Annotated in this window: 18 protein-coding genes and 1 pseudogene; 1 reads left to right on the top strand and 18 read right to left on the bottom strand. The window is 51.2% G+C overall.

Annotated features, from left to right (window positions below):
* Window positions 1-534: 534 nt before the first annotated feature.
* From galU to ACQ76X_RS18805, 13 genes and pseudogenes are all read right to left on the bottom strand, one after another.
* Window positions 535-1,470, bottom strand: a complete 936-nt coding sequence (galU, locus tag ACQ76X_RS18865) for a UTP--glucose-1-phosphate uridylyltransferase GalU (RefSeq protein ID WP_438495425.1) — start codon at window positions 1,468-1,470, stop codon at window positions 535-537.
* Window positions 1,471-1,488: 18 nt separating this feature from the next.
* Window positions 1,489-2,472 (bottom strand): glycosyltransferase family 2 protein, encoded by a 984-nt coding sequence (locus ACQ76X_RS18860; protein ID WP_438495424.1) that lies wholly within the window; start codon window positions 2,470-2,472, stop codon window positions 1,489-1,491.
* 82 nt (window positions 2,473-2,554) lie between these two features.
* Window positions 2,555-4,741, bottom strand: coding sequence for a glycosyltransferase family 39 protein (locus ACQ76X_RS18855; RefSeq protein WP_438495423.1), 2,187 nt, complete (start codon window positions 4,739-4,741; stop codon window positions 2,555-2,557).
* A 363-nt stretch (window positions 4,742-5,104) separates the two neighbouring features.
* On the bottom strand, window positions 5,105-5,650 hold the full coding sequence (locus ACQ76X_RS18850) for a DUF1697 domain-containing protein (RefSeq protein WP_438495422.1): 546 nt from the start codon (window positions 5,648-5,650) through the stop codon (window positions 5,105-5,107).
* A gap of 24 nt (window positions 5,651-5,674) precedes the next feature.
* Complete coding sequence (locus tag ACQ76X_RS18845) at window positions 5,675-6,487, bottom strand: phosphotransferase family protein (protein ID WP_438495421.1); 813 nt, start codon at window positions 6,485-6,487, stop codon at window positions 5,675-5,677.
* Window positions 6,488-6,506: 19 nt separating this feature from the next.
* Window positions 6,507-6,608, bottom strand: a pseudogene (locus ACQ76X_RS18840) (antibiotic biosynthesis monooxygenase); the annotation flags it as partial.
* A gap of 58 nt (window positions 6,609-6,666) precedes the next feature.
* Window positions 6,667-7,302: a hypothetical protein gene (locus ACQ76X_RS18835; RefSeq protein ID WP_438495420.1), complete on the bottom strand. Its 636-nt coding sequence runs from the start codon at window positions 7,300-7,302 to the stop codon at window positions 6,667-6,669.
* A 37-nt stretch (window positions 7,303-7,339) separates the two neighbouring features.
* Window positions 7,340-7,972, bottom strand: a complete 633-nt coding sequence (locus tag ACQ76X_RS18830; protein ID WP_438495419.1) for a DJ-1/PfpI family protein — start codon at window positions 7,970-7,972, stop codon at window positions 7,340-7,342.
* A gap of 84 nt (window positions 7,973-8,056) precedes the next feature.
* Window positions 8,057-9,163, bottom strand: coding sequence for a GerAB/ArcD/ProY family transporter (locus ACQ76X_RS18825; RefSeq protein WP_438495418.1), 1,107 nt, complete (start codon window positions 9,161-9,163; stop codon window positions 8,057-8,059).
* A gap of 27 nt (window positions 9,164-9,190) precedes the next feature.
* Window positions 9,191-9,394, bottom strand: coding sequence for a hypothetical protein (locus ACQ76X_RS18820; RefSeq protein ID WP_038585491.1), 204 nt, complete (start codon window positions 9,392-9,394; stop codon window positions 9,191-9,193).
* Between the two features lies 1 nt (window position 9,395).
* On the bottom strand, window positions 9,396-10,550 hold the full coding sequence (locus ACQ76X_RS18815; protein WP_438495417.1) for a Ger(x)C family spore germination protein: 1,155 nt from the start codon (window positions 10,548-10,550) through the stop codon (window positions 9,396-9,398).
* Complete coding sequence (locus tag ACQ76X_RS18810) at window positions 10,547-12,097, bottom strand: spore germination protein (RefSeq protein WP_438495416.1); 1,551 nt, start codon at window positions 12,095-12,097, stop codon at window positions 10,547-10,549. Before ACQ76X_RS18810 ends, ACQ76X_RS18815 begins: the two co-directional genes overlap by 4 nt.
* 255 nt (window positions 12,098-12,352) lie before the next feature.
* Window positions 12,353-12,862, bottom strand: a complete 510-nt coding sequence (locus ACQ76X_RS18805) for a DUF2569 domain-containing protein (protein ID WP_076112829.1) — start codon at window positions 12,860-12,862, stop codon at window positions 12,353-12,355.
* A gap of 76 nt (window positions 12,863-12,938) precedes the next feature.
* Between ACQ76X_RS18805 and ACQ76X_RS18800 the strand changes: the two genes are divergently transcribed.
* Window positions 12,939-13,277, top strand: coding sequence for an MGMT family protein (locus ACQ76X_RS18800; protein ID WP_438495415.1), 339 nt, complete (start codon window positions 12,939-12,941; stop codon window positions 13,275-13,277).
* Here ACQ76X_RS18800 and ACQ76X_RS18795 read toward each other — a convergent pair.
* From ACQ76X_RS18795 to ACQ76X_RS18775, 5 genes are all read right to left on the bottom strand, one after another.
* Window positions 13,253-13,954, bottom strand: a complete 702-nt coding sequence (locus tag ACQ76X_RS18795; protein ID WP_076112831.1) for a DUF1361 domain-containing protein — start codon at window positions 13,952-13,954, stop codon at window positions 13,253-13,255. The genes ACQ76X_RS18800 and ACQ76X_RS18795 overlap by 25 nt on opposite strands.
* Before the next feature lie 204 nt (window positions 13,955-14,158).
* Window positions 14,159-15,934 (bottom strand): SulP family inorganic anion transporter, encoded by a 1,776-nt coding sequence (locus tag ACQ76X_RS18790; RefSeq protein ID WP_438495476.1) that lies wholly within the window; start codon window positions 15,932-15,934, stop codon window positions 14,159-14,161.
* A gap of 108 nt (window positions 15,935-16,042) precedes the next feature.
* Window positions 16,043-16,369 (bottom strand): ArsR/SmtB family transcription factor, encoded by a 327-nt coding sequence (locus tag ACQ76X_RS18785; protein ID WP_038585474.1) that lies wholly within the window; start codon window positions 16,367-16,369, stop codon window positions 16,043-16,045.
* Window positions 16,370-16,487: 118 nt separating this feature from the next.
* Window positions 16,488-16,865, bottom strand: coding sequence for a hypothetical protein (locus ACQ76X_RS18780; RefSeq protein ID WP_438495414.1), 378 nt, complete (start codon window positions 16,863-16,865; stop codon window positions 16,488-16,490).
* 62 nt (window positions 16,866-16,927) lie between these two features.
* Window positions 16,928-18,526: a phospholipase D-like domain-containing protein gene (locus ACQ76X_RS18775; protein WP_438495413.1), complete on the bottom strand. Its 1,599-nt coding sequence runs from the start codon at window positions 18,524-18,526 to the stop codon at window positions 16,928-16,930.
* Window positions 18,527-18,643 lie beyond the last annotated feature (117 nt).

Below are 18,643 nucleotides of genomic sequence, written 5' to 3'. Positions count from 1 at the left end.
TCCGGGCGGATACTTCGCTTCAAGAGTCCCTCTCTTAGCTGGATCGAGGCCAGCCGCGATTGCGGTTGGCCTTTTTCAGCCGATAATTGCAGTTTGTACAGCTATTTTTTCACGTTTAGCGGCCTACGAAGAGGTAGCTGCACTCCGTACATTTATTTTCACGAAATTCCACTGAACCGCCACGGTTCACAATTTTTAATTGTACCCAATACACTTATACTCTAAAATCGGCCCTTAACGCACCAAATAGCTGTAGTAAATACAACTACGTTCACTCAAGCGTTCAAATAATAACCTTCATGCGGATCACCTGCCCGTTCTCTATACTGCGACGTGATAGCGGGGGCAACGATCCACTTTTCTTTAGCAGCAAAGGGCACACGTGACAACTCTAAATTTGTAACATGTACAGTTTCGATTGGCGGGCCTGCACAAAAAGCTGCTCCAAATTATGATGGCTGTACGCCACTCATTATCCGGAACAGCCTTTTAAGTTTACACTGAGTCTGCCTGATGTTTGCCCCGGCTTCAGCATCAAAGGATGCGGCTGCTTCTGCCTGCTGCCGTACTCCCCAATACAGCCTGAGCTTCCTCACTGCCCTCCAGGCTGCCGAGCAGCTTGCGTAAATACGGCAGGAGCTGCGGCCGCAACGCTTCCCTCTGCAGCCCTATTTCCAGCGTGGCCTGAATGTACCCGAACTTGTCGCCAATATCATAACGTTTGCCCTGCAGATCCAGGGCCAGCAGCCCTTCATTCCGGCACACTTCATGCAAAGCATCCGTCAGTTGATATTCACCGCCAGCTCCGCGCTCAAGTCTAGCCAGCACCGAAAAGATCGAAGGCTGCAAAATGTACCGGCCCATAATCGCATATTCCGAAGGCGCGGCCTGCGGCACAGGCTTCTCCACCAATCCGCTTACGGCATGTACACCGTCTATGGAACCTCCTGAAGCAATGATCCCGTATTTGCTGACTTCCTGCCTTGGCACCCTTTGAACACCGACAATCATCTTCTCCGCCTGCTCATACAACTTCATCATCTGCGAGAGTGCCGGGGGCTCGGACACCATAATGTCATCACCGAGCAGCACCGCGAACGGCTCATCTCCGATAAATTGCTCTGCACAATGAATGGCATGACCCAGCCCCAGCGGTTCTTTTTGCCGGATGTAATGAATGCTTGCCAGCTCGCTGATTCCCTGCACCTCGCGGAGCAGGTCCAGTTTTCCTTTCTCCAGCAAGGTCTGCTCCAGCTCCACCGATTTGTCAAAATGATCCTCAATCGATTTTTTGTTACGGCCGGTTACGATAATAATACTCTCAATACCGGAGCGGACCGCTTCCTCTACGATGTATTGAATCGCCGGCTTATCCACGATGGGCAGCATTTCCTTCGGCTGGGCCTTGGTAGCCGGCAGGAAGCGCGTGCCCAGACCGGCGGCGGGAATCACAGCTTTTCTGATTTTCACGTTGGATCGCTCCCTTCGTTATTTGTTAAGAGGAGCCATTCTGCGCTCCCGCACATCCTGCTGCTGTTTGCCGCCATAGAACTCCTGGACGATATAGAGTGGACGGCCCTTGGACTCATCATAAATCCGGCCGACATATTCACCGAGAATGCCCAGCATAATAAGAACAAATCCGTTGAAGGTCAAGGTAATCCCGATCATCGACGCCCAGCCCTTAACGGCTTCGTCCGTAAAGAGTACCAGATACAGCACATACATAAGGTAGAGAAACCCGGATGCGGACAGCAACGCTCCCAAGTAGCCCGCCAGCTTCAGCGGTTTGTAGGAAAAGGATGTGATGCCGTCCAGAGACAGCTTGAGCATCCGCTTGAGGGGATATTTGGTTTCTCCCGCGAGCCGTTCATCGCGTTCATATTCGATCGCCTTTTGACGAAAGCCTACCCAGCTGACGAGGCCGCGTACAAAACGGTTTTTCTCCGGCAGACGTTTCAGCTCATCGCAAACCTTGCGGTCAATGAGCCGGAAATCTCCGGTATCCACCGGGATCGAGATGTCCGTTGAGTAGCGCAGCACTCTGTAAAAGGCGCTTGCCGTCCACTTTTTGAACAAGGACTCCCCGCGGCGTTTGATGCGCTTGGCGTATACAACCTCATAACCTTGCTTCCATTCTGTGATCATGTCCAGAATCAGCTCCGGCGGGTCCTGCAAATCGGCGTCGATAATGACCACCGCATCGCCCAGTGCATAATCCATACCCGCGGTTATCGCGATCTGATGCCCGAAATTCCGCGAAAGGTCGATCAGCTTCACACTTTCATCCCAGTAGCTGTATTCTTCAATCATTTGCGCACAGTTGTCAGTACTGCCGTCATTGACGAAGAGCAGTTCATACGGCTCACCTGTCGTTCCCATCACTTTTTTGATCCGGCGGTATGTCTCCTGAATCACTGCCTCTTCATTAAACATCGGTATAATTATGGAATAGCGCACGTTGTAGCCCATGAGCAGCTCCTCCTCAAATTGTAGTGATGAAGCGCGCCGGACAAATAATGCGGCGCGCTTCATGTATATCCGGCAAACAGAATTAGTCCAGGGTAATCTCGTACAAGGTTCCGCCATTGCTGCCTGTAACTGTATCTTGCCAATCGGCTGACGGCACCTCTGTACCGTTCTCGGTAATCCAGCTCGTGATTTCGGAATTGCCGCCGCGTCCGCCGCCCATACCGCCGCTGGTAACGAGGAAGTATTTCACTTTGCCGCTCTCTACCAGCGCCTTCAGGGTATCGGTCGTATAAGGCACATCCGAACTGTTGAACCCGTTCAGGATCACAACCGATTCACCTTCGTCGATAATGTAAGGGCCTGCCGTTCCGTAATCCATAGCTGCGAACAGATACTTCTCGCCGGTATTATGCTCCTTCAGGTAGGCCAGCAGAGTCTTGTTCACACCGGAGGTACTGTTTCTGCCGCCTCCGCCTCCAGCTCCAGCTCCATCTGGGCCCATGCCTCCGCCTCCGCGGCTTTCGCTGCTGTCAGGTCCTGCTGCCGGGGTCATGCTGTTCAAGCCGTAGGTGATCGGTGTAAATGCCCAATAGAGTGGTCCGATCAACAGCACAAGCAGTCCGGCGATGGCTGCAGCTTGTGCAAATGGCTTTTTGTTATCTTTAACTATTCGAAGAATTAAGAGCAGAAGGGCGGCAATCATTCCTGCTGCCAGAACCCCTATCGACCAACCCTTGCCGATGGTATCGTCATAAGGATGAATAATGTACCATTCAAAAACCGCTGTTGTGAGAACTGCCGGCGGTAGCAGCCAGGAAAGCCAGGTTGAACGTTCCTTGTAATAGCTCCAGAGCTGGGACCAGCCTGCTCCAGCCAGCGCCGCAATCGGCGGTGCCATCATAATCAGGTAATATTGATGGAAGAATCCGGCGATGCTGAAGAATCCCATGACCGGCACCAGCCAAGCCAGCCAGAACAGTGCCTCCTTATGCTTCTGCGTGAAGTTTGTTCTGCGCAGGCTGGCAAAGATGCCGATGCACCCGAACAATAGGAATGGCAGCAGCCAGCTGGCTTGACCGGACAGAGCGGATTGGAACAGCCGCAGGGGACCGGCTGTCCCCGTATTGAACATTCCGCCACCCCCGCCGTTCATGCCGCCGCGATTACCTTGGAACACGTCGCCGCCGAACTGCCGTCCTCCATCATCCGTTTGACTTCCCGGTGCCTGTCCCGGCATTCCGCCATCCTCGGAGGATTGGCCTCCGGTGGCAGAACCATCGGTTTGGCCCGGAGGTGTTCCCCGGCCGTCACTTCGTTCGCCATCAGCTCCATTCATCGCCGGCATCTCGCCATTTAACGCCGGCATCCCACCGTTCATCGCCGGCATCTCACCATTCATTGCCGGCATCTCACCGCCACTGCCGAACATTCCGCCGCCATTGGGCGGCATTCCACCGCTGCCCCCGCCACCAGTACTGCGGTCGCCGGTTAAGCGTGATACCCCGTTATATCCAAAGGCCAGATTTAATACAGAGTTGGTGCCGCTGCTGCCCATATAGGGACGTTTACTCGCTGGAATGGAATCGACAATGACGGCCCAGGAGAGCGAAACCGCCAGCAGTACTGCGGTGCAGGCTGCCAACACCCCGGTTTTTTTCTTCCAGTTCACTTTGCCGGCCAGAATATAAAAGAGGTAAAATGCCGGTAAAACCATATATGCCTGCAGCATCTTCTCATTGAAGGCAACTCCGATTAGCCCAAATGCAGCGAGAAGACTGCCGATTCTATTCGTCTTTGTTCCTTTGAACAGAAACCATGCTGCCAGCAGCAGCGTGAACACCAGCATGGCATCAATATTGTTCGTCCGGCTGACAGCAGCGGCTACCGGTGTGGAAGCCATGGCCAGTGCCGCTAACCGCGCTGCGGTTCTGCCGAAGGTTGGCTTGACCATCAGGTATACGAGAAGCACTGATCCTACACCGCCAAGTGCCTGAGGCAGGATGACGCTCCAGCCATGCAGCCCGAAGATCAGGGCGCTGACCGTCTGAATCCAGAATGTAACCGGCGGCTTATCCACCGTTACTGAACCTGCAGAGTCAAGCGATGCGAAGAAGAAATTGTGAAAGCTCTGCATCATGCTGCCCACCGCAGTGGTATAGTACGTATTTACATATTGATCATTCCAGATTCCATAGCCGTACAGAAACGCTGCAAGCAGCAAGATGCACAGCAGCACAACATCTGAACCCAGCTTCTTAAGCAGTCTCATCTCTCTCCACTCCCATTCCTCTATAACTCAATCATTCCGGCAGTGCTCTGCCCCCCGGTCCAATCTCTGATTAGCTGTATTATTGCATCCGTACCTTAACTCATAATGAAATGTGGCTGAATGTTTGCTGAAAGCTAGGAGAGCGGCATAGCCTTCCTAATAGCGCAGGCTGCCCGGTGCTGGCGGCACTTGGTATCGCGCCGAAGGATTCTTTTCTGCGGGAAAACCAAGGAAGATTCAGAGGGGAAACCTATCAAGACATCAAAAAAAGCCCCGGAATCCGGAGCTTCGTTTAAAGACTGCTATGTACATAAATGCAGCGGATTGCATAAACCGCAAAACCATAATTACGTGATTTGTATTTTAAACCGAGCGTCCTAATGCAGCCAGCTTGTTTACCGTATTCCAATTGCGGGCGGTAATAGACGTCCCCAGAAGCTTGTCCAGCTGAACCTTAAACAGCGGTGATTGGCTTACACTCACCTCATACAGCGTGTACATCTCCTTGCCTGTTACCCTCACCTTATCCGCTCCATCCTCGTAGGGACGCAGCTTCTCCAGTGCCTCCGCCGTAGGTTCATCAGCCAGAAACGAGACATACAGCCGCTTGAACTCGTCAGCTTCCGTAAGCTGAAAAGGGTTGCCCTCAATTGCTGCTTCCAGCTCTTCCAGACTGCGGATAATTACGGAAACGTCAAAACCAAAGGTCTCCCGGATCTGCTCTCCGATCACTGCAGCAAGCTGGTGGCCTGAAACCTCCGTGCTTTCAAATACAACATTGCCGCTCTGGATATAGGTGCGGACATGCTCAAATTGCAGTGCCTGGAACATGCCTTTCAAATCCTGCATTTTAATGATTTTGTTGCCGCCGACATTAATGCCGCGCAGCAGCGCAATATATGTAGTCATAGCACACCTCTTCCCATAGGTAATTCAAATGGCCGAACTCTTGCTCAGACGTTTACGGATTTCCCGGACAAGCTGCTCCTTCTCCTGCACAGGAACACCCTCAACAAGGCGCGCCGCCGCTACGGGCAGAATCCAACCGTCTATTGCGGCGTAGGATTGCCCCGACAATGCGAGGTATTCCCGGATATATCCATTAGTAAGCCTTTGTCTCATAAAACCTATAACAAATTTCGCCAACTGGGAGGCTCCTGGTGGCATAGCGCCCATACTGAAGAGAAGTACGGAACGCGCCGCATCTCCGGCAGGATTCCCCAAGATACCGGTCATCCAGTCGATGATCCAGGCTTGTTCATTGATAAGAACATTGTCGGGGTGAAAGTCTCCATGGCACAGCTTATTCCCCTCCGGGAGTCCTTCCAGATGGTCCAGCACCGCCGACTTCTCCTCCATGGTGAGCATGGGTGCTGCAATAATGCTTTTTCTCAGCTCCGCCTTTTGCCGGCCAAAGTTTTCTGTTCCCTCCAGCTGATGCAGGTTATAATGCAGTCTGGCCATCTGTTTGGCATATTTGCCGAGCTGCCAGGGCTTTCCGCTGATAATCCCCAGCAGGGAACGGCCCTGAATTTGCTGAAATACGATTCCTTTACGTCCGTCAATTTCGACAAGCTCCAGCGGCTCGGGAGTGCGGAGACCCTGTTCAAATACATATTTACTAATCAGATATTCCCGTTCCACATACGGCTCCGGAATGTTCCCGTTATAGAGTTTAATGATCCTTCCTTCGCCATGCTCCCACACCTCTGCCGTGCGCCCTTTTCCAACCTGCTTCCCCTGCATCTTATGTTACGCCTCCCGTTTATTCCAGATGGATACGTTCAAAATGTTCTACGGCCGGGAATGGGCTGTAATAATGGTGCAGCAGCGCCTTCCATTGCTGATATTGTCCGGATTCCCTGAAGCATTGCCGCTTCCAGTATCATACGCTCCACTCCTTGAGATAGATTAGATAGCTCCATTCAATGCAACGCATCGCGGAAAAATTCATGATAGAAATTAATAATCACCAGAAGCACCGCCAGCGACTCATTGACGCTGCCTACCTCCAGCGCATGATTGGCATCGTCGATCCTGTATACCCTGATATTCTGCAGTCCGGTGATCTCGGCGGAATGCTGTTCATTGAACAGCGGATCGCTGCCGCCGTAGATCATGCTGCCCCGGCTCTGCTTTATCCATGGGATGGAGTCTACAAGCGGAGTTAAATACAGGTGGGCTGTCTTCTGCTGAACACCCATTTCGGCCGCCACTCTTCCGGCTACGACCGTACCCATGCTTTTACTGATGAACAGCAGCTGTTCATATTCGGGAAGTGCAGGAAGCGCAGCAATCGCCGCCTTGCATTCCTCTATAACGATATCCATGTCTTCGCGCTTAAAGTCCGCCCGTGCACTCTGATAGCCGTACTCCAGCAGCAGCAGATCGCAGCCATGTTCCCGGGCCACCTTGGCCGCATAATCGAGCAGCGAACGCTCCACGGAATAATCCTTCCCCGGAAAGACGACAGCCAGTGCCTTCGCTTCGCCTTGGGCTACATATTTATGTCTGACTTCCCTGCCCCAATGCGAGGACATAACGATACGTGATACACTCATAATGCCTTCTCCTTCCCGTTATCCGTCATCAGCCGTTCTAAACGGATTTGAAATATTTAAAGAAATCAATCGTTTCCTGCAGATCAGCCTCGTCCTGATAAATGTTCATCATCCTGCCGAGTTCAAGCGCAAAATCAACATACCCGTTGGGCTTAGCCGTAAGGATATTTCCGTCCCTGATTACATTGACCTCGTCTGATGTTCCCGCGTCCGGCAATCCTTTGGAACTCTCCTCAGCTTCCCTGCCCTCCTGATTGTCCACATAGGATCTGCCTTCCAGAACCCCGGCAGCTTTCAGAACCGTAACCCCGCCGCAAATACCTGCGACCGTTTTACCTGAAGCGTTCATGCTGCGGATCAAGGCAAGCAGCCCCTCATTCGCAGCAATCTCTTCCACTTCACCCCCAGGGATAACCAGCAGATCTATAGCGTTCACGTCAATATTCCCGAGTACCGCTGACGGGTTAATAGAGAAGCCCTCACAGGAAATAACGGGAATACTGTTCAGCCCCAAGGTATGGACCTCGCTCTGTGTCTTCATAAAATAAGCAGCCAAAACTACCTCAAACTGAACAAAGCTGTCATATACAAGTACATATGTATTCATCGTTAAGCCAACAGCCCCTTCCACCTTTACAGTCGCAAACATCCTATTCTCTATGACTATCATTATAGCTATCTTCCCTGCAGCTGGGAAATCACGAAAAAAGCCCGGTCCGGGAGGCAGTGGAATTCAAGCTTTTCAGATCCGGCACTACGGCTGCGGGGCTGTCTGCTTGCGGCTAGCTTTTCTGGACATAAACTCGGCAACAATCCATAAGAGCAGCGGAATGACCACCTGAAACGGCAGGGCATAAATTTTGTAGATATGGTAGGCAAAGTATTGCATTTGAAGAATATCCTTGTAGATAAAGACAGACATATAGACCATGATCAGGCCCATCTGCAGCACAACGGAACGGTAGCTCTTCAGCTTGAACACTTTGGCTACTCCATTACTGGTTACATACAGACACAAACTGGTTTTAATGAACAGCGCAGTTACAAAAGTAATGGAGGACGAACCTTCGATTCTGGTGAGAAAATCCCCCACATTAATTCTGCTCACAGCGACATAGGAGGGAAAATACAGGCTGGATAAAATTTCAGGACCCAGCACCAGCAAATTCCGCAAGGTAACGAAGAGCATAATGATTCCTGCAATCAGCAGGCTGCTGAGCAGCACCCGAAACGCTGAACCTTTCTTCGGAAGCACACTAAACGCGCCGAGAAAAACAACAATTTCGCCAAACGGAAAGGTAAAGGAGCCTATTGCATCCGTAAAGACAGGTCCCCAGCCGCTTTCCAGCAGCGGTTTCAAATAATGGAACTCATACTTGGGAATGGAAAGCAGCTGTGCTATGGCAGTCGCCATTATTGTAAACAGCAGCAGAAATTTGGCGCTTCTCCCAAGCACCTCAAGTCCCGCGTTCACCACCCAAATGCAGAGGAGGACGATGATCAGCATCGGTGCTAACATTGGTGTCGCAGTTAAGGCCACCGTCTTGCTGAATTCCCCGAAATTCCGCAGCACAAGCGATCCCAGATGCAATGTATACCAGATATACAGGCAGGAGAACATCCTCCCCAGAATTGGGCCGAACACCGTATGCAGCATATCGTACAGATCCTTGCCCGGAAAAAGCGTATGGAGCCTCGCGTAGAGAAGCATAAGCGGAACCGCCAGCACAATGGCAAAAATCAGTCCGATCCAGCTGCTGTTGCCGGATTGCCCCGAGACTCCCATGAACAGCGAACTGCCGATAATAAACAGGATTGCTATGCTGATCGACTGTCCCGCCGGTACGATTTCTTTGCTCATGTCTTCCCCTCCTTTCAGGAGTGCATTCTAGAACAGCTTTTTAATCAAATAAACGATCGGCTCTGAGGGACTGGGAATTTCCCAATGCATCGACAAGGCAAAAGCCAGGGAGAAGGAGATCAGGCACAGCGCGGAGCAAACGTAAAAATCCCGCTTCTTCCCTTGCTTGAGCAGACCATAGGGGTCAACCAGCACGACAACGGCATACATAAGCACTACATAAATGACCATGCTAATCCCCCAGCTTAATCGCCCGTGTAGTTTTGGCAGTACTCTGAATGATCACCTTGGAGCTGACATCCACATTCAGATTGACAAATTGATCCGGCCATTGCTCGCGGAGTTTGGTCCAGGTCTTGGGCAGATTCTCATGAACAGCTTCGCCAAAGCCAAAGATATCGGCATGGTATTCCTGCTGCAGCTTATGAATTAAGGAGAGTATCTCCTTTTGCAAATCCTCGCCTGCGCGTTTTTCAATAGCCGCTATGTTCTCGTTGCTGGATAAACCCGCTGCAGTCATTACTTCATCCAGCCCGGTATGCGTCACTGTATTGATCTGTATATGAACTTTACCATCTATCATTGTAGGCCTGACCTTCGTCCTGCTTGATAATATTTCAAGTGAATAAGCGGGAGTCCCCTGCGCATTATTCACCTCCAGTACACCACCTTTTATATCATTTTTGGCGAAAAGCATGTTTCTCGCCTCTTTCCCGTTCAATTTTCCGACCATTTTATCCTTTACAAATACTGCTGCTCCATCCACACGCTCGTTTTTCTGCCCGTTCTTCTCATTGATATACACCAGCGGTGCGACGGCACTATAACCTGAGGTCTCCAGCTTGTCGATGAAATCCCAGATTTCCACAACCGGAGCGCTGCTGACATACTTTTCATCACGCATCATCTGTGCCAGTTCAAAGGACATAATCGCTTCTGTTGTACTGTTCTGGTTAACTACATCCCGTGCATTTTTCTGTTCGGATACAAAAATAAAGACATCGGATCGGGTCTCTGTATCCCTGCTGTACCAGTCTATCGCTTTGATCAAACCTTCCCGCGCAACCTCTTCACTAAAAATAATCACCTTGGCATGACTCCAGAAAAGCTTCTTGCCGGTTATGGATATCATGTTCCGGGCGATTTCGAATATCGTATCTCCTGTAAGACTAAGCGTCTTGAAGCCTGCCTGGTTCTCTTGAAGTCCGCCCTGGGTGTCCACTATTTCCACCGTCATCTGCAGCTTGCCGTCCGCCTTGTTTCTGTCGATGGCTACGCCGGCCACGATGGACATATCATCAATTTCGGTATAATTCCAGCAGCCCGACATGATAAACAGCAGCACTGCAGAGAGCAGCGCAGACAGTATTTTTTGTCCCCTGTTCATAACCGCTTAACCGGTTTCTTGGGTGGCTTCCGCTTCATGTTGCGCGCCCCGATGATCGCCGGACGCAGATACATGTCCCACCAAGGTGCACGGATGGCGGTATCCTTGATATCCTGCGGCCGGATCGAGCCCACCCCGAGCATATAGGGAACTCCGAAGGAGCGCAGGCTCATCAAATGGATGACCAAACCGAGCAAGCCAAAGAAATAGCCGTAGATTCCAAAAAAGAAGCTCATCAGCAGCAAAAGGATCCGGACTACAATTAACGGTCCGGTGAGCCGGGGATTCAGCAGGGTGGTAATCCCGGTAAGTCCCACAACAATGACCATCGGGGCACTGACGATCCGCGCATCCACCGCAGCCTGGCCCAGCACCAGCGCGCCTACAATGCTGACCGCCTGGCCAATGGAATTGGGAATCCGCGCCCCTGCTTCACGCAGAATCTCAAAGATGGTCAGCATTAGAATTGCCTCGACTATTGTGGGAAAGGGCACCGATAATCGTGCGGTGGCAATACTTAGCAGCAGTAATGTAGGAACCATCTCCTGGCTGTAAGTAACAAGTGCGACATAAAGCGCAGGAATACTGATGGACATGAAGGCTCCCATCACTCTGAGCAAACGGTTGAAAGTAGCAAACATATAACCGATATAATAATCCTCACTGGCCTGAAAATTCTCCACAAAAACATAGGGCAGCGTCAGGACAAACGGACTTCCTTCAATCAGCAGGGCAATTCTGCCCTCCATGATCTTACCCACCACCGAATCCGGCCGTTCCGTACTGCCGATCATCTCAAAAGGCGAATAAGGTTCATCACGGATCAGCTCGGCCAGATAGCCGGTATCCAGCAAATGGTCGAGCTGTACCCTCGCAAGCCTTCTATGCAGCTCCTTGAGAATATCCGGTGAAGCAAGGCTTTCCATATAGCAGATACAGGCCTGGGTTTTAGACCGGGTACCGATGTCGGTAAATACAAACTTCAAATCGGAATTCTGCACTCTGCGGCGGATCAGGGTCAGGTTGGTCATCAGCGATTCATTGAAGCCTTCTCTTGGGCCCCGGACCGCTTTGTCTGTCGTAGGTTCTTCAATGGCGCGGGTCTGCCAGCCTTGGGCATTAATATTCAGCGCACCGGCGTATCCGTCCAGCAGAAATACCGTTTTCCCTCCCACTATGGCCCCTATTAATTCATCCAAATCCGTAGAGACCATAATGTCACTGATATTGATAATCCGAAGGCGGATAAGTTCCATAAGCTCTGCCGGGGTTCCCAGATCCTTGTCCAGGAATTCGTAGGTCATCAGCGGTTTGGTAATTCCATTCTGAATCAAATCCCGGTCAGTCATCCCATCCACATAAATCAGGCCACAGCGGATCCGCGTGTTATGTGTATTCTCAATGATCCGTACTCTCAGTGTCCCGTCGTTGCTGAAGATACGCCGGAATAGAGCCACCGTCTCATCCAATGAGGGACTGAGCGACTGGGAAGAAGATATTTTGCCGGAAGAACGGTCGCGTGTGTCCACAGCCTCTGTATTCTTCACAGTATTCACTCCCGTCACTATTCTTTTGATCTGATTATCCCCCGACACTCTAACTCCTATTCCCCAACTTTTTGCTGTAGAGGAAATTATGAGCTTGCTTCTCACAAGTGGAAACGGCTTCGCCGTCCTCAAAAGGACGGTATCCGTTTCAGCGAGAAATAGAAGGATAATTTATAGCGTGAAGCATATAAATTCTTATATTTGCAAAAAAAGGAGCCGCGGCTGCGGCTCCTTCTGAAAGAGTGTGCTATGTAGTTAATTGATAAATGTGTTGCGCACTCGGCGCGACCGTATAAAGTAAGGAATCCATACCAGGAGTAGAACCATGCTTCTGCCAATACTTTGCACGTCTGGATCCTCTCCGAACTCGGCAAGCAGCGGAATATTGGTGAGCAGCACGTAATCAACGATATGAAACAGCGTATTGGCGGCATAAAAAAGGATCATCCAGCGCGGAAAAGAAGCCTTTTTGCGGTACATCAACACGACCAGAAAAGCAGCAAATAAAAGAAAGACAACGTTGCCTGCCAATTCGAAAATCAATGTCGGCTTCCATAGCGGGTCATAAACGTTAGAATCCGGTGAAGTAAGTATATCCCATACCTCTCCGCCAAGCGTTGTGAAGAAAAAATGAATTACAGATAAAATCAAAGTAAAAATAGTAAGAAAAAGTCCAATCTGCACAAGCACCAGCCAGCCGCCAATCCCCTTCGGCTCATTGGACATCAGCTTCATCCCGCGTTTATCGGGTATCAATGTTCCCAAACCACATGCCCCCTCTGTTATAATTCATTGTAATGATCTGAAGATACTACTGCCTACGTAAGCTTAAGGAGCCGTTATGACACCATTTACAGAGAAGGTTATTTGTATTATTCAATCCATCCCCGAGGGAAAGGTTATGACCTATGGCGGGATCGCCCGTGCAGCAGGAAGCCCCAGGGCGGCCCGGCAGGTCGTGCGCATTCTCCATTCCATGAGCCGCAAATACAAGCTGCCTTGGCATAGAGTTGTTAATTCCAAGGGCAAAATTGCACTTGCCGAAGACGAAGCAGTCTCTACACAAAGATTGTATCTGCTGGGAGAAGGCGTTCTTTTTGATGATCATGGCGTGATCGACCTGGAGTTGTTTCAGTTCCATCCGGAGCAAGACGATTATCTTTTTCCGCCTTTGGAATAAGCCTGCACACTCCCTGTGCCCAGACCATTCAGCAGGAAATACAGCGTGGCATAGATGACCAGCAGAACAGCTGCGACGAACAGGCTGAAGAAGAGCGATTGCCGGTTCAGGCTGTCAACCACCAGCTGGTAGAGCTGATGCCGGTCGGTCAGAACATCCCAGCTGTTGAGCCGGTATACCCGGCCGAGCAATACGCCATATCCGCCCAGCGCACAGGCTGCGAGGACAAAAATCCAGGAGAGCAGCAGATTGCTTCTGCGGAAGATGACGCTTTGAAATTGGTACAGGGAGAAAAAACCGGTCAGCCAGCCACTCCAGGTGAACAGCAGCAAGGTAATTAAATCGTACCAATACCGGCTCTGAACAACTCCGTCTACGAAATATATGTTTTTTCTAATCGTCAAATGCAGCAGGTCGGTCATCAGGTAGGGCGCATTCGGAAAAAACAGCAGCCATGCTATGCCAAGCGGCAGCAGCAGCAGCCCGGAAACCTTACGCTTATCCAGGCCGTAAGCGGCCATGGAGAATAAAAAGGGAATCCAGGCCAGAAAGAAGTTCCAGAGCAAAAAATCAAAAAACGTATCGGTCCGCAGCGAAACCACACGGTAGACAGCCAGCGTCGCCAGTGACAGTCCTGCCAAAAGCATGAATACTTTAGGATAATTCAATTCCTTCATTAGGGTGCGGTCTCCTTATCAATCGAAGTGAGATCTGTTCCAGTATAGAACAGATTCATTACGTTAATTGTACAAATCTGGCAGTCATTAGTCCATTATAATATAACAGCCCGGGCAAAATGCACCCGGGCTGTTATATTATGATGAAATTTAGCAACACAGGGATGGGCCCCATGCTGTTCCCGCTGGTTCGGCAGTGCGTGCTTAAACTTCGCTGCTCAGTTTACCCGCCACTGCCGGTTTGCGGGCTCTAAAGACGCTGCGGCCCGGTGATTCTTCAAGACCGCACAACGCGCCGCATTCCCGGAATGCCCCATGCCTGCAGCCGGCGCAGCGGACCGGATTGATCAGTTCCAGCGCTTCATTGATCGCTTCTCCAGTATGGTCAAAAAACTGCGCGGCCCCAATTCTATCGTACAGTCCCGTCTTCTTCAGCAGATCAAGCGGCTGCGGCTGAATGCCGGAGATCATCAGCCTTCCTCCGTCTGCCTGCAGCTGCTTCACCAGCCCAGACAGATTGGCCTCCCCGGTGGTATCCATAAACGGTACCTTGCCCATACGCAGCAATATAATTTTTGCAAGGTCCGGTCCAAGCTCCGGCATCGTTGACTCGAATCTGTAGGCTGCTCCAAAAAACAACGGGCCTTCCACATTATAAATTCCGATTTGCGGGCAATCATGGCTCTCCGTTACCATATGCGCCTCTACCTTGACCGACGAGGGGTCGGGCAGCACCTTAGATACGAGATGCCCTTCACCCATCCGTTTCACAAACAGGATTACGGCAAGCACCAGCCCGGCCTCTACCGCAATCGTTAAATCCGCAAATATCGTTAAGAGGAAGGTAAGGGACAACACCAGGGAATCCCCGGTTTTGAGCTTCAGCAGGTGCAGAAATTCCTTGCGTTCGCTCATATTCCAGGCGACCACCATCAGGATTGGCGCCATGGCCGCAAGCGGAATGCTGGAAGCATAAGGCGCAAACAGCAGAAGAATAAGGAACACTACGACACCGTGAATCACTCCCGACAGCGGGGATGCGGCCCCGCTGCGAATGTTGGTGGCGGTTCTGGCAATTGCACCTGTGGCCGGGATGCCGCCAAACATAGGTGCGGCTATATTCGCGATACCCTGGCCGATCAGCTCACGGTTGCTGTTATGGCGGCTGCCAGTCATCCCGTCGGCTACCACCGCCGACAGCAGCGACTCAATCGCCCCCAGCATGGCGATGATAAACGCCGGACGAAGCAGCTGTCTGATCCGCTCCCAGGTGATCACCGGGAAGTGAAAACTCGGCAGCGTGTTTGGAATATCGCCGTATGCAGAGCCGATCGTAGTTACCTTGCCGCTGAAGAACAGCACCGCAACTAGCGTTGCGAACAGCAACCCGATCAGCGATCCCGGCACCTTGGGCGCAAAGCGCATGCCCAGCACGACAACCGCCAGACAAATGACTGCTGTCAGAACACTGTACAGATTGATCGTTGAGATATGCTGGCCGATCTCTTGCATGTTGTCCACGAAGCTCTCATGCCGCTCCATATCCTTCAGGCCGAGGAAATTGGCGATCTGCCCGCTGAAGATAATGACGGCAATCCCTGCGGTAAAGCCGATGGTTACCGGCTTCGGGATAAACTTGATCAGAACTCCCAGCCTCAGCAGCCCCATAACGACGAGGATGACTCCGGCCATCATTCCTGCAATCAGCAGGTTCTCGTACCCGTACTCCATGGCAATCGCGAACAAAATGGGAATAAAGGCTCCCGTAGGTCCGCCAATCTGAAATTTCGAACCTCCGAATAAGGAGATTAGTATACCTGCGACAATGGTTGTATAAATCCCGTACTCCGGCTTCACGCCCGAGGCAATAGCAAAAGCCATCCCAAGCGGGATGGCAATAACGCCGACGATCGTCCCTGAAATGATATCCTTACGCAGAGAAGCAATGCTGTAGCCTTTAAAGCGGCCCCACCCTGTCATCATCTAACCTTCTTTTCTTTGAATATCTGATTATTTGAATATAAGAGCAACATTACTCCTGCCTGCCGCTCTTGTCAACGGGAAATCCGCCCCCCGGATGGTCCGGGGTTATTCGCTGCGGATGCCCTCCAGGAGTGAAATGGCATTCACAAGATGGTTATCGAATATCTGTCTGGCTACCGCCAGCAGGTCTTTAATCAGGGGGTCGCGCAGAGAATAAATGACGGTGGTTCCTTCTTTTACACTGGCTACTACATTCTTGGCGCGGAGTACAGCAAGCTGCTGGGATACGGCGGAGCCTTCCGAGCCGAGAATCGCCTGCAGTTCGTTCACATTCTTCTCGCCTTCGCTCAGCAGCTCCAGGATGCGGATCCGCATCGGATGAGCCAGCGCCTTGAAAAATTCCGTCTTAAATTGCTGAATATCGCTGTTCATTGGACTTCTGCTCCTCATAGCTTTACTTCAAATCTATTGTTATCTTAGCTTATTTCTTGTGCAGTTGCTACGCCGACAGTAAATTGCATGCCGTATACGGCTGCAGCACCGGCCCCGCTTACAATAATACAGGATATATGCCCAGCGCTCCGGTCCGGATCTCCACATAACCGCCCAGCGCCATCGGCTCGCCCAGACATTCGAACATGATCAGGTCGCCGGCAATCCGCAGATAACCTGTTCCGTCTGCCTCAATATTCTCCAGCACCCCGGTTAAAATTAACTTATCCCCATCCATTCGGATGCCGTAATCCACGCCGCTTACAGGGACAATATCCACCCAGCGCATAAATAGCGGGGAGAGCTCAAATTCGACCTCAAGCTCCTCACCCGTTTCCACAGGATTACCATTCCATATCCCCTTGCCTTGGCCAAACTCCGCAGCAAAATACACTTCGTTCTTACGGGGGCCGTTCCGCAATATTGTTATGTTCATCTCTTCCGCTCCATCATCTTAGTGTTACCGTTTATTATACAGGATAGTGATCCCATTAACGATCAGGTGTAGTTCTGGGTTGCCTTATTTAGATAAGTGCTGGGATGCATCCACGGATGCTTGAAGAACTCCTTCTTGTCGCTGATCTTTTTCGAAACACTAAGGTCATAATCAATCATGGATTTGATCCTTTTCGCGAATCTTTCTCCCTTGACCAGCAGTCCCAGCTCAAAGTCATGGCAGGCGCTTCTTTCATTGATATTATAGGAGCCGTGAAAAACGGCCCGCGACCTGTGGTCATAGGTGATTTTCCAGTGGGAGAAGCGCCCCGTAAAGCTGTAATCATAAAAAGAAACGCCGTTAAGAAAAGGCTCATACATATTGCTGCGCACAGCCGCCCGGTTCGTCGGGTGGTCATTGACTTCCAGCGGATTGCATATGGCCAGATGGCAGGAACAGTCCGGGCCAAGCTCACCCAGCCGGTCCCAGAAGGCCTGATCAATCAGATAGGGGTTCACGATCACTGTCTCCTCGGCTGCATAAGTAATCAAATCCAGATAATACTGCTGGATCAGATTAACGGGGTTGCCCGGAAAACTCACGAAGAGCGTACACTCCTCCTCACCGAATGCATAATTTGTATCAGGATGGTAGAAGTCATCTTCCGGATCAAAATGATCGCCCCCAAGCAACAGCCATCTTGACTGAAAAGCAGCATTCAGCGGCAACGCCGCTGCGCCCTGAATCCGGAAGCAGCCATCATGCCACTCCTCCTCCCCGCTTGGAATGCCCAGCGGCCGGCCGTCTACTTCTACCGATGAAGAGGCCTCTATCGGCGTCTGATACGTATATTGATCCCCGAAGTTCAGGCTGCCGACAATCGAAGTAATCCCGTCAATGACCATGAATTTCCGGTGGTCAATGACATTAAGTCCTGTGATCTCCACGTCCTCCTGTACCTTATCCTGCAGGAAGAGAATACTTTCGGATACCCCTCTGGACTTCAGCTCCGCCCGTTTCTCACTCCATTCTGCCGCAGAATAATAGGAGTTGAACGTATCGAGCAGCCTGGCCCCTGCATTCTCCAGCATCGTAGAGATCTTGGAGAACTTACCCACCTCGAGATTCTTCCCATAGCCAAGTGCGGTAACCGTATAATTCACCATGATGCGGACTTCGACACCCCGTTTTAGTGCCTGCAGCAGCGCTTCCGCTATCAGATTTCCCGAATGGTCGTTAAAGAACAGCATTATGGACAGATGAATATAACGGCGCGCCTTCCCGATTTCCTCAAGGATCATTTCCAGGCACTGCGGTCCGTTCACATAAGGGTCTACCCGGTTATGACGTGTCGTCTGCGGAGCCAATATTCGAAGCTTGTCTGTGTCCAGTCCGCTGACTTCAAGCGCAAGCCGTTCAAGCAGTTCTCTGCTGAAACCCGGCATGCCGGACAGCTGGCTAATCTCTGTAATCACTCCGCCGAGAGCCTGCCGGTGCGCACGCGCCTCCCGGCCATTCAATACATCGGCAAGCAGCTCCTGGGCCTTGTCCATTTCCTTTGCAGCCTTCAGGGAGCCACCCGATAAATAATAATTCACAACGTTTATGATATCCTGCTCTACCCTGTTATCCCATTCCGCTTGCGGAAGTTTGTTGTTCATATGTAAGTCCTCCATTTCACTGCCCTTCCTCTCAGGTGCACATAGGTCTCTGATCGGGCTAAGGTTAGATACCCCTCAGGATTTACTTATAAACAGCCGCTACCCGCACACGCAAAT

This window comes from Paenibacillus sp. IHBB 3054 (assembly GCF_051594305.1).
Lineage (GTDB): Bacteria > Bacillota > Bacilli > Paenibacillales > Paenibacillaceae > Paenibacillus_AQ.
Note: the sequence above shows the minus strand (reverse complement) of the source record. Positions and strands in the feature narration are given on the sequence as shown.

What these genes read in the sequence shown, in the direction of transcription:
- ACQ76X_RS18860 (WP_438495424.1), bottom strand. Translation starts at nt 2,472, where the DNA reads ATGGGCTACAACGTGCGCTATTCCATAATTATACCGATGTTTAATGAA.
- ACQ76X_RS18855 (WP_438495423.1), bottom strand. Translation starts at nt 4,741, where the DNA reads ATGAGACTGCTTAAGAAGCTGGGTTCAGATGTTGTGCTGCTGTGCATC.
- ACQ76X_RS18850 (WP_438495422.1), bottom strand. Translation starts at nt 5,650, where the DNA reads ATGACTACATATATTGCGCTGCTGCGCGGCATTAATGTCGGCGGCAAC.
- ACQ76X_RS18845 (WP_438495421.1), bottom strand. Translation starts at nt 6,487, where the DNA reads ATGCAGGGGAAGCAGGTTGGAAAAGGGCGCACGGCAGAGGTGTGGGAG.
- ACQ76X_RS18835 (WP_438495420.1), bottom strand. Translation starts at nt 7,302, where the DNA reads ATGAGTGTATCACGTATCGTTATGTCCTCGCATTGGGGCAGGGAAGTC.
- ACQ76X_RS18830 (WP_438495419.1), bottom strand. Translation starts at nt 7,972, where the DNA reads ATGATAGTCATAGAGAATAGGATGTTTGCGACTGTAAAGGTGGAAGGG.
- ACQ76X_RS18825 (WP_438495418.1), bottom strand. Translation starts at nt 9,163, where the DNA reads ATGAGCAAAGAAATCGTACCGGCGGGACAGTCGATCAGCATAGCAATC.
- ACQ76X_RS18820 (WP_038585491.1), bottom strand. Translation starts at nt 9,394, where the DNA reads ATGGTCATTTATGTAGTGCTTATGTATGCCGTTGTCGTGCTGGTTGAC.
- ACQ76X_RS18815 (WP_438495417.1), bottom strand. Translation starts at nt 10,550, where the DNA reads ATGAACAGGGGACAAAAAATACTGTCTGCGCTGCTCTCTGCAGTGCTG.
- ACQ76X_RS18800 (WP_438495415.1), top strand. Translation starts at nt 12,939, where the DNA reads ATGACACCATTTACAGAGAAGGTTATTTGTATTATTCAATCCATCCCC.
- ACQ76X_RS18795 (WP_076112831.1), bottom strand. Translation starts at nt 13,954, where the DNA reads ATGAAGGAATTGAATTATCCTAAAGTATTCATGCTTTTGGCAGGACTG.
- ACQ76X_RS18790 (WP_438495476.1), bottom strand. Translation starts at nt 15,934, where the DNA reads ATGACAGGGTGGGGCCGCTTTAAAGGCTACAGCATTGCTTCTCTGCGT.
- ACQ76X_RS18785 (WP_038585474.1), bottom strand. Translation starts at nt 16,369, where the DNA reads ATGAACAGCGATATTCAGCAATTTAAGACGGAATTTTTCAAGGCGCTG.
- ACQ76X_RS18780 (WP_438495414.1), bottom strand. Translation starts at nt 16,865, where the DNA reads ATGAACATAACAATATTGCGGAACGGCCCCCGTAAGAACGAAGTGTAT.
- ACQ76X_RS18775 (WP_438495413.1), bottom strand. Translation starts at nt 18,526, where the DNA reads ATGAACAACAAACTTCCGCAAGCGGAATGGGATAACAGGGTAGAGCAG.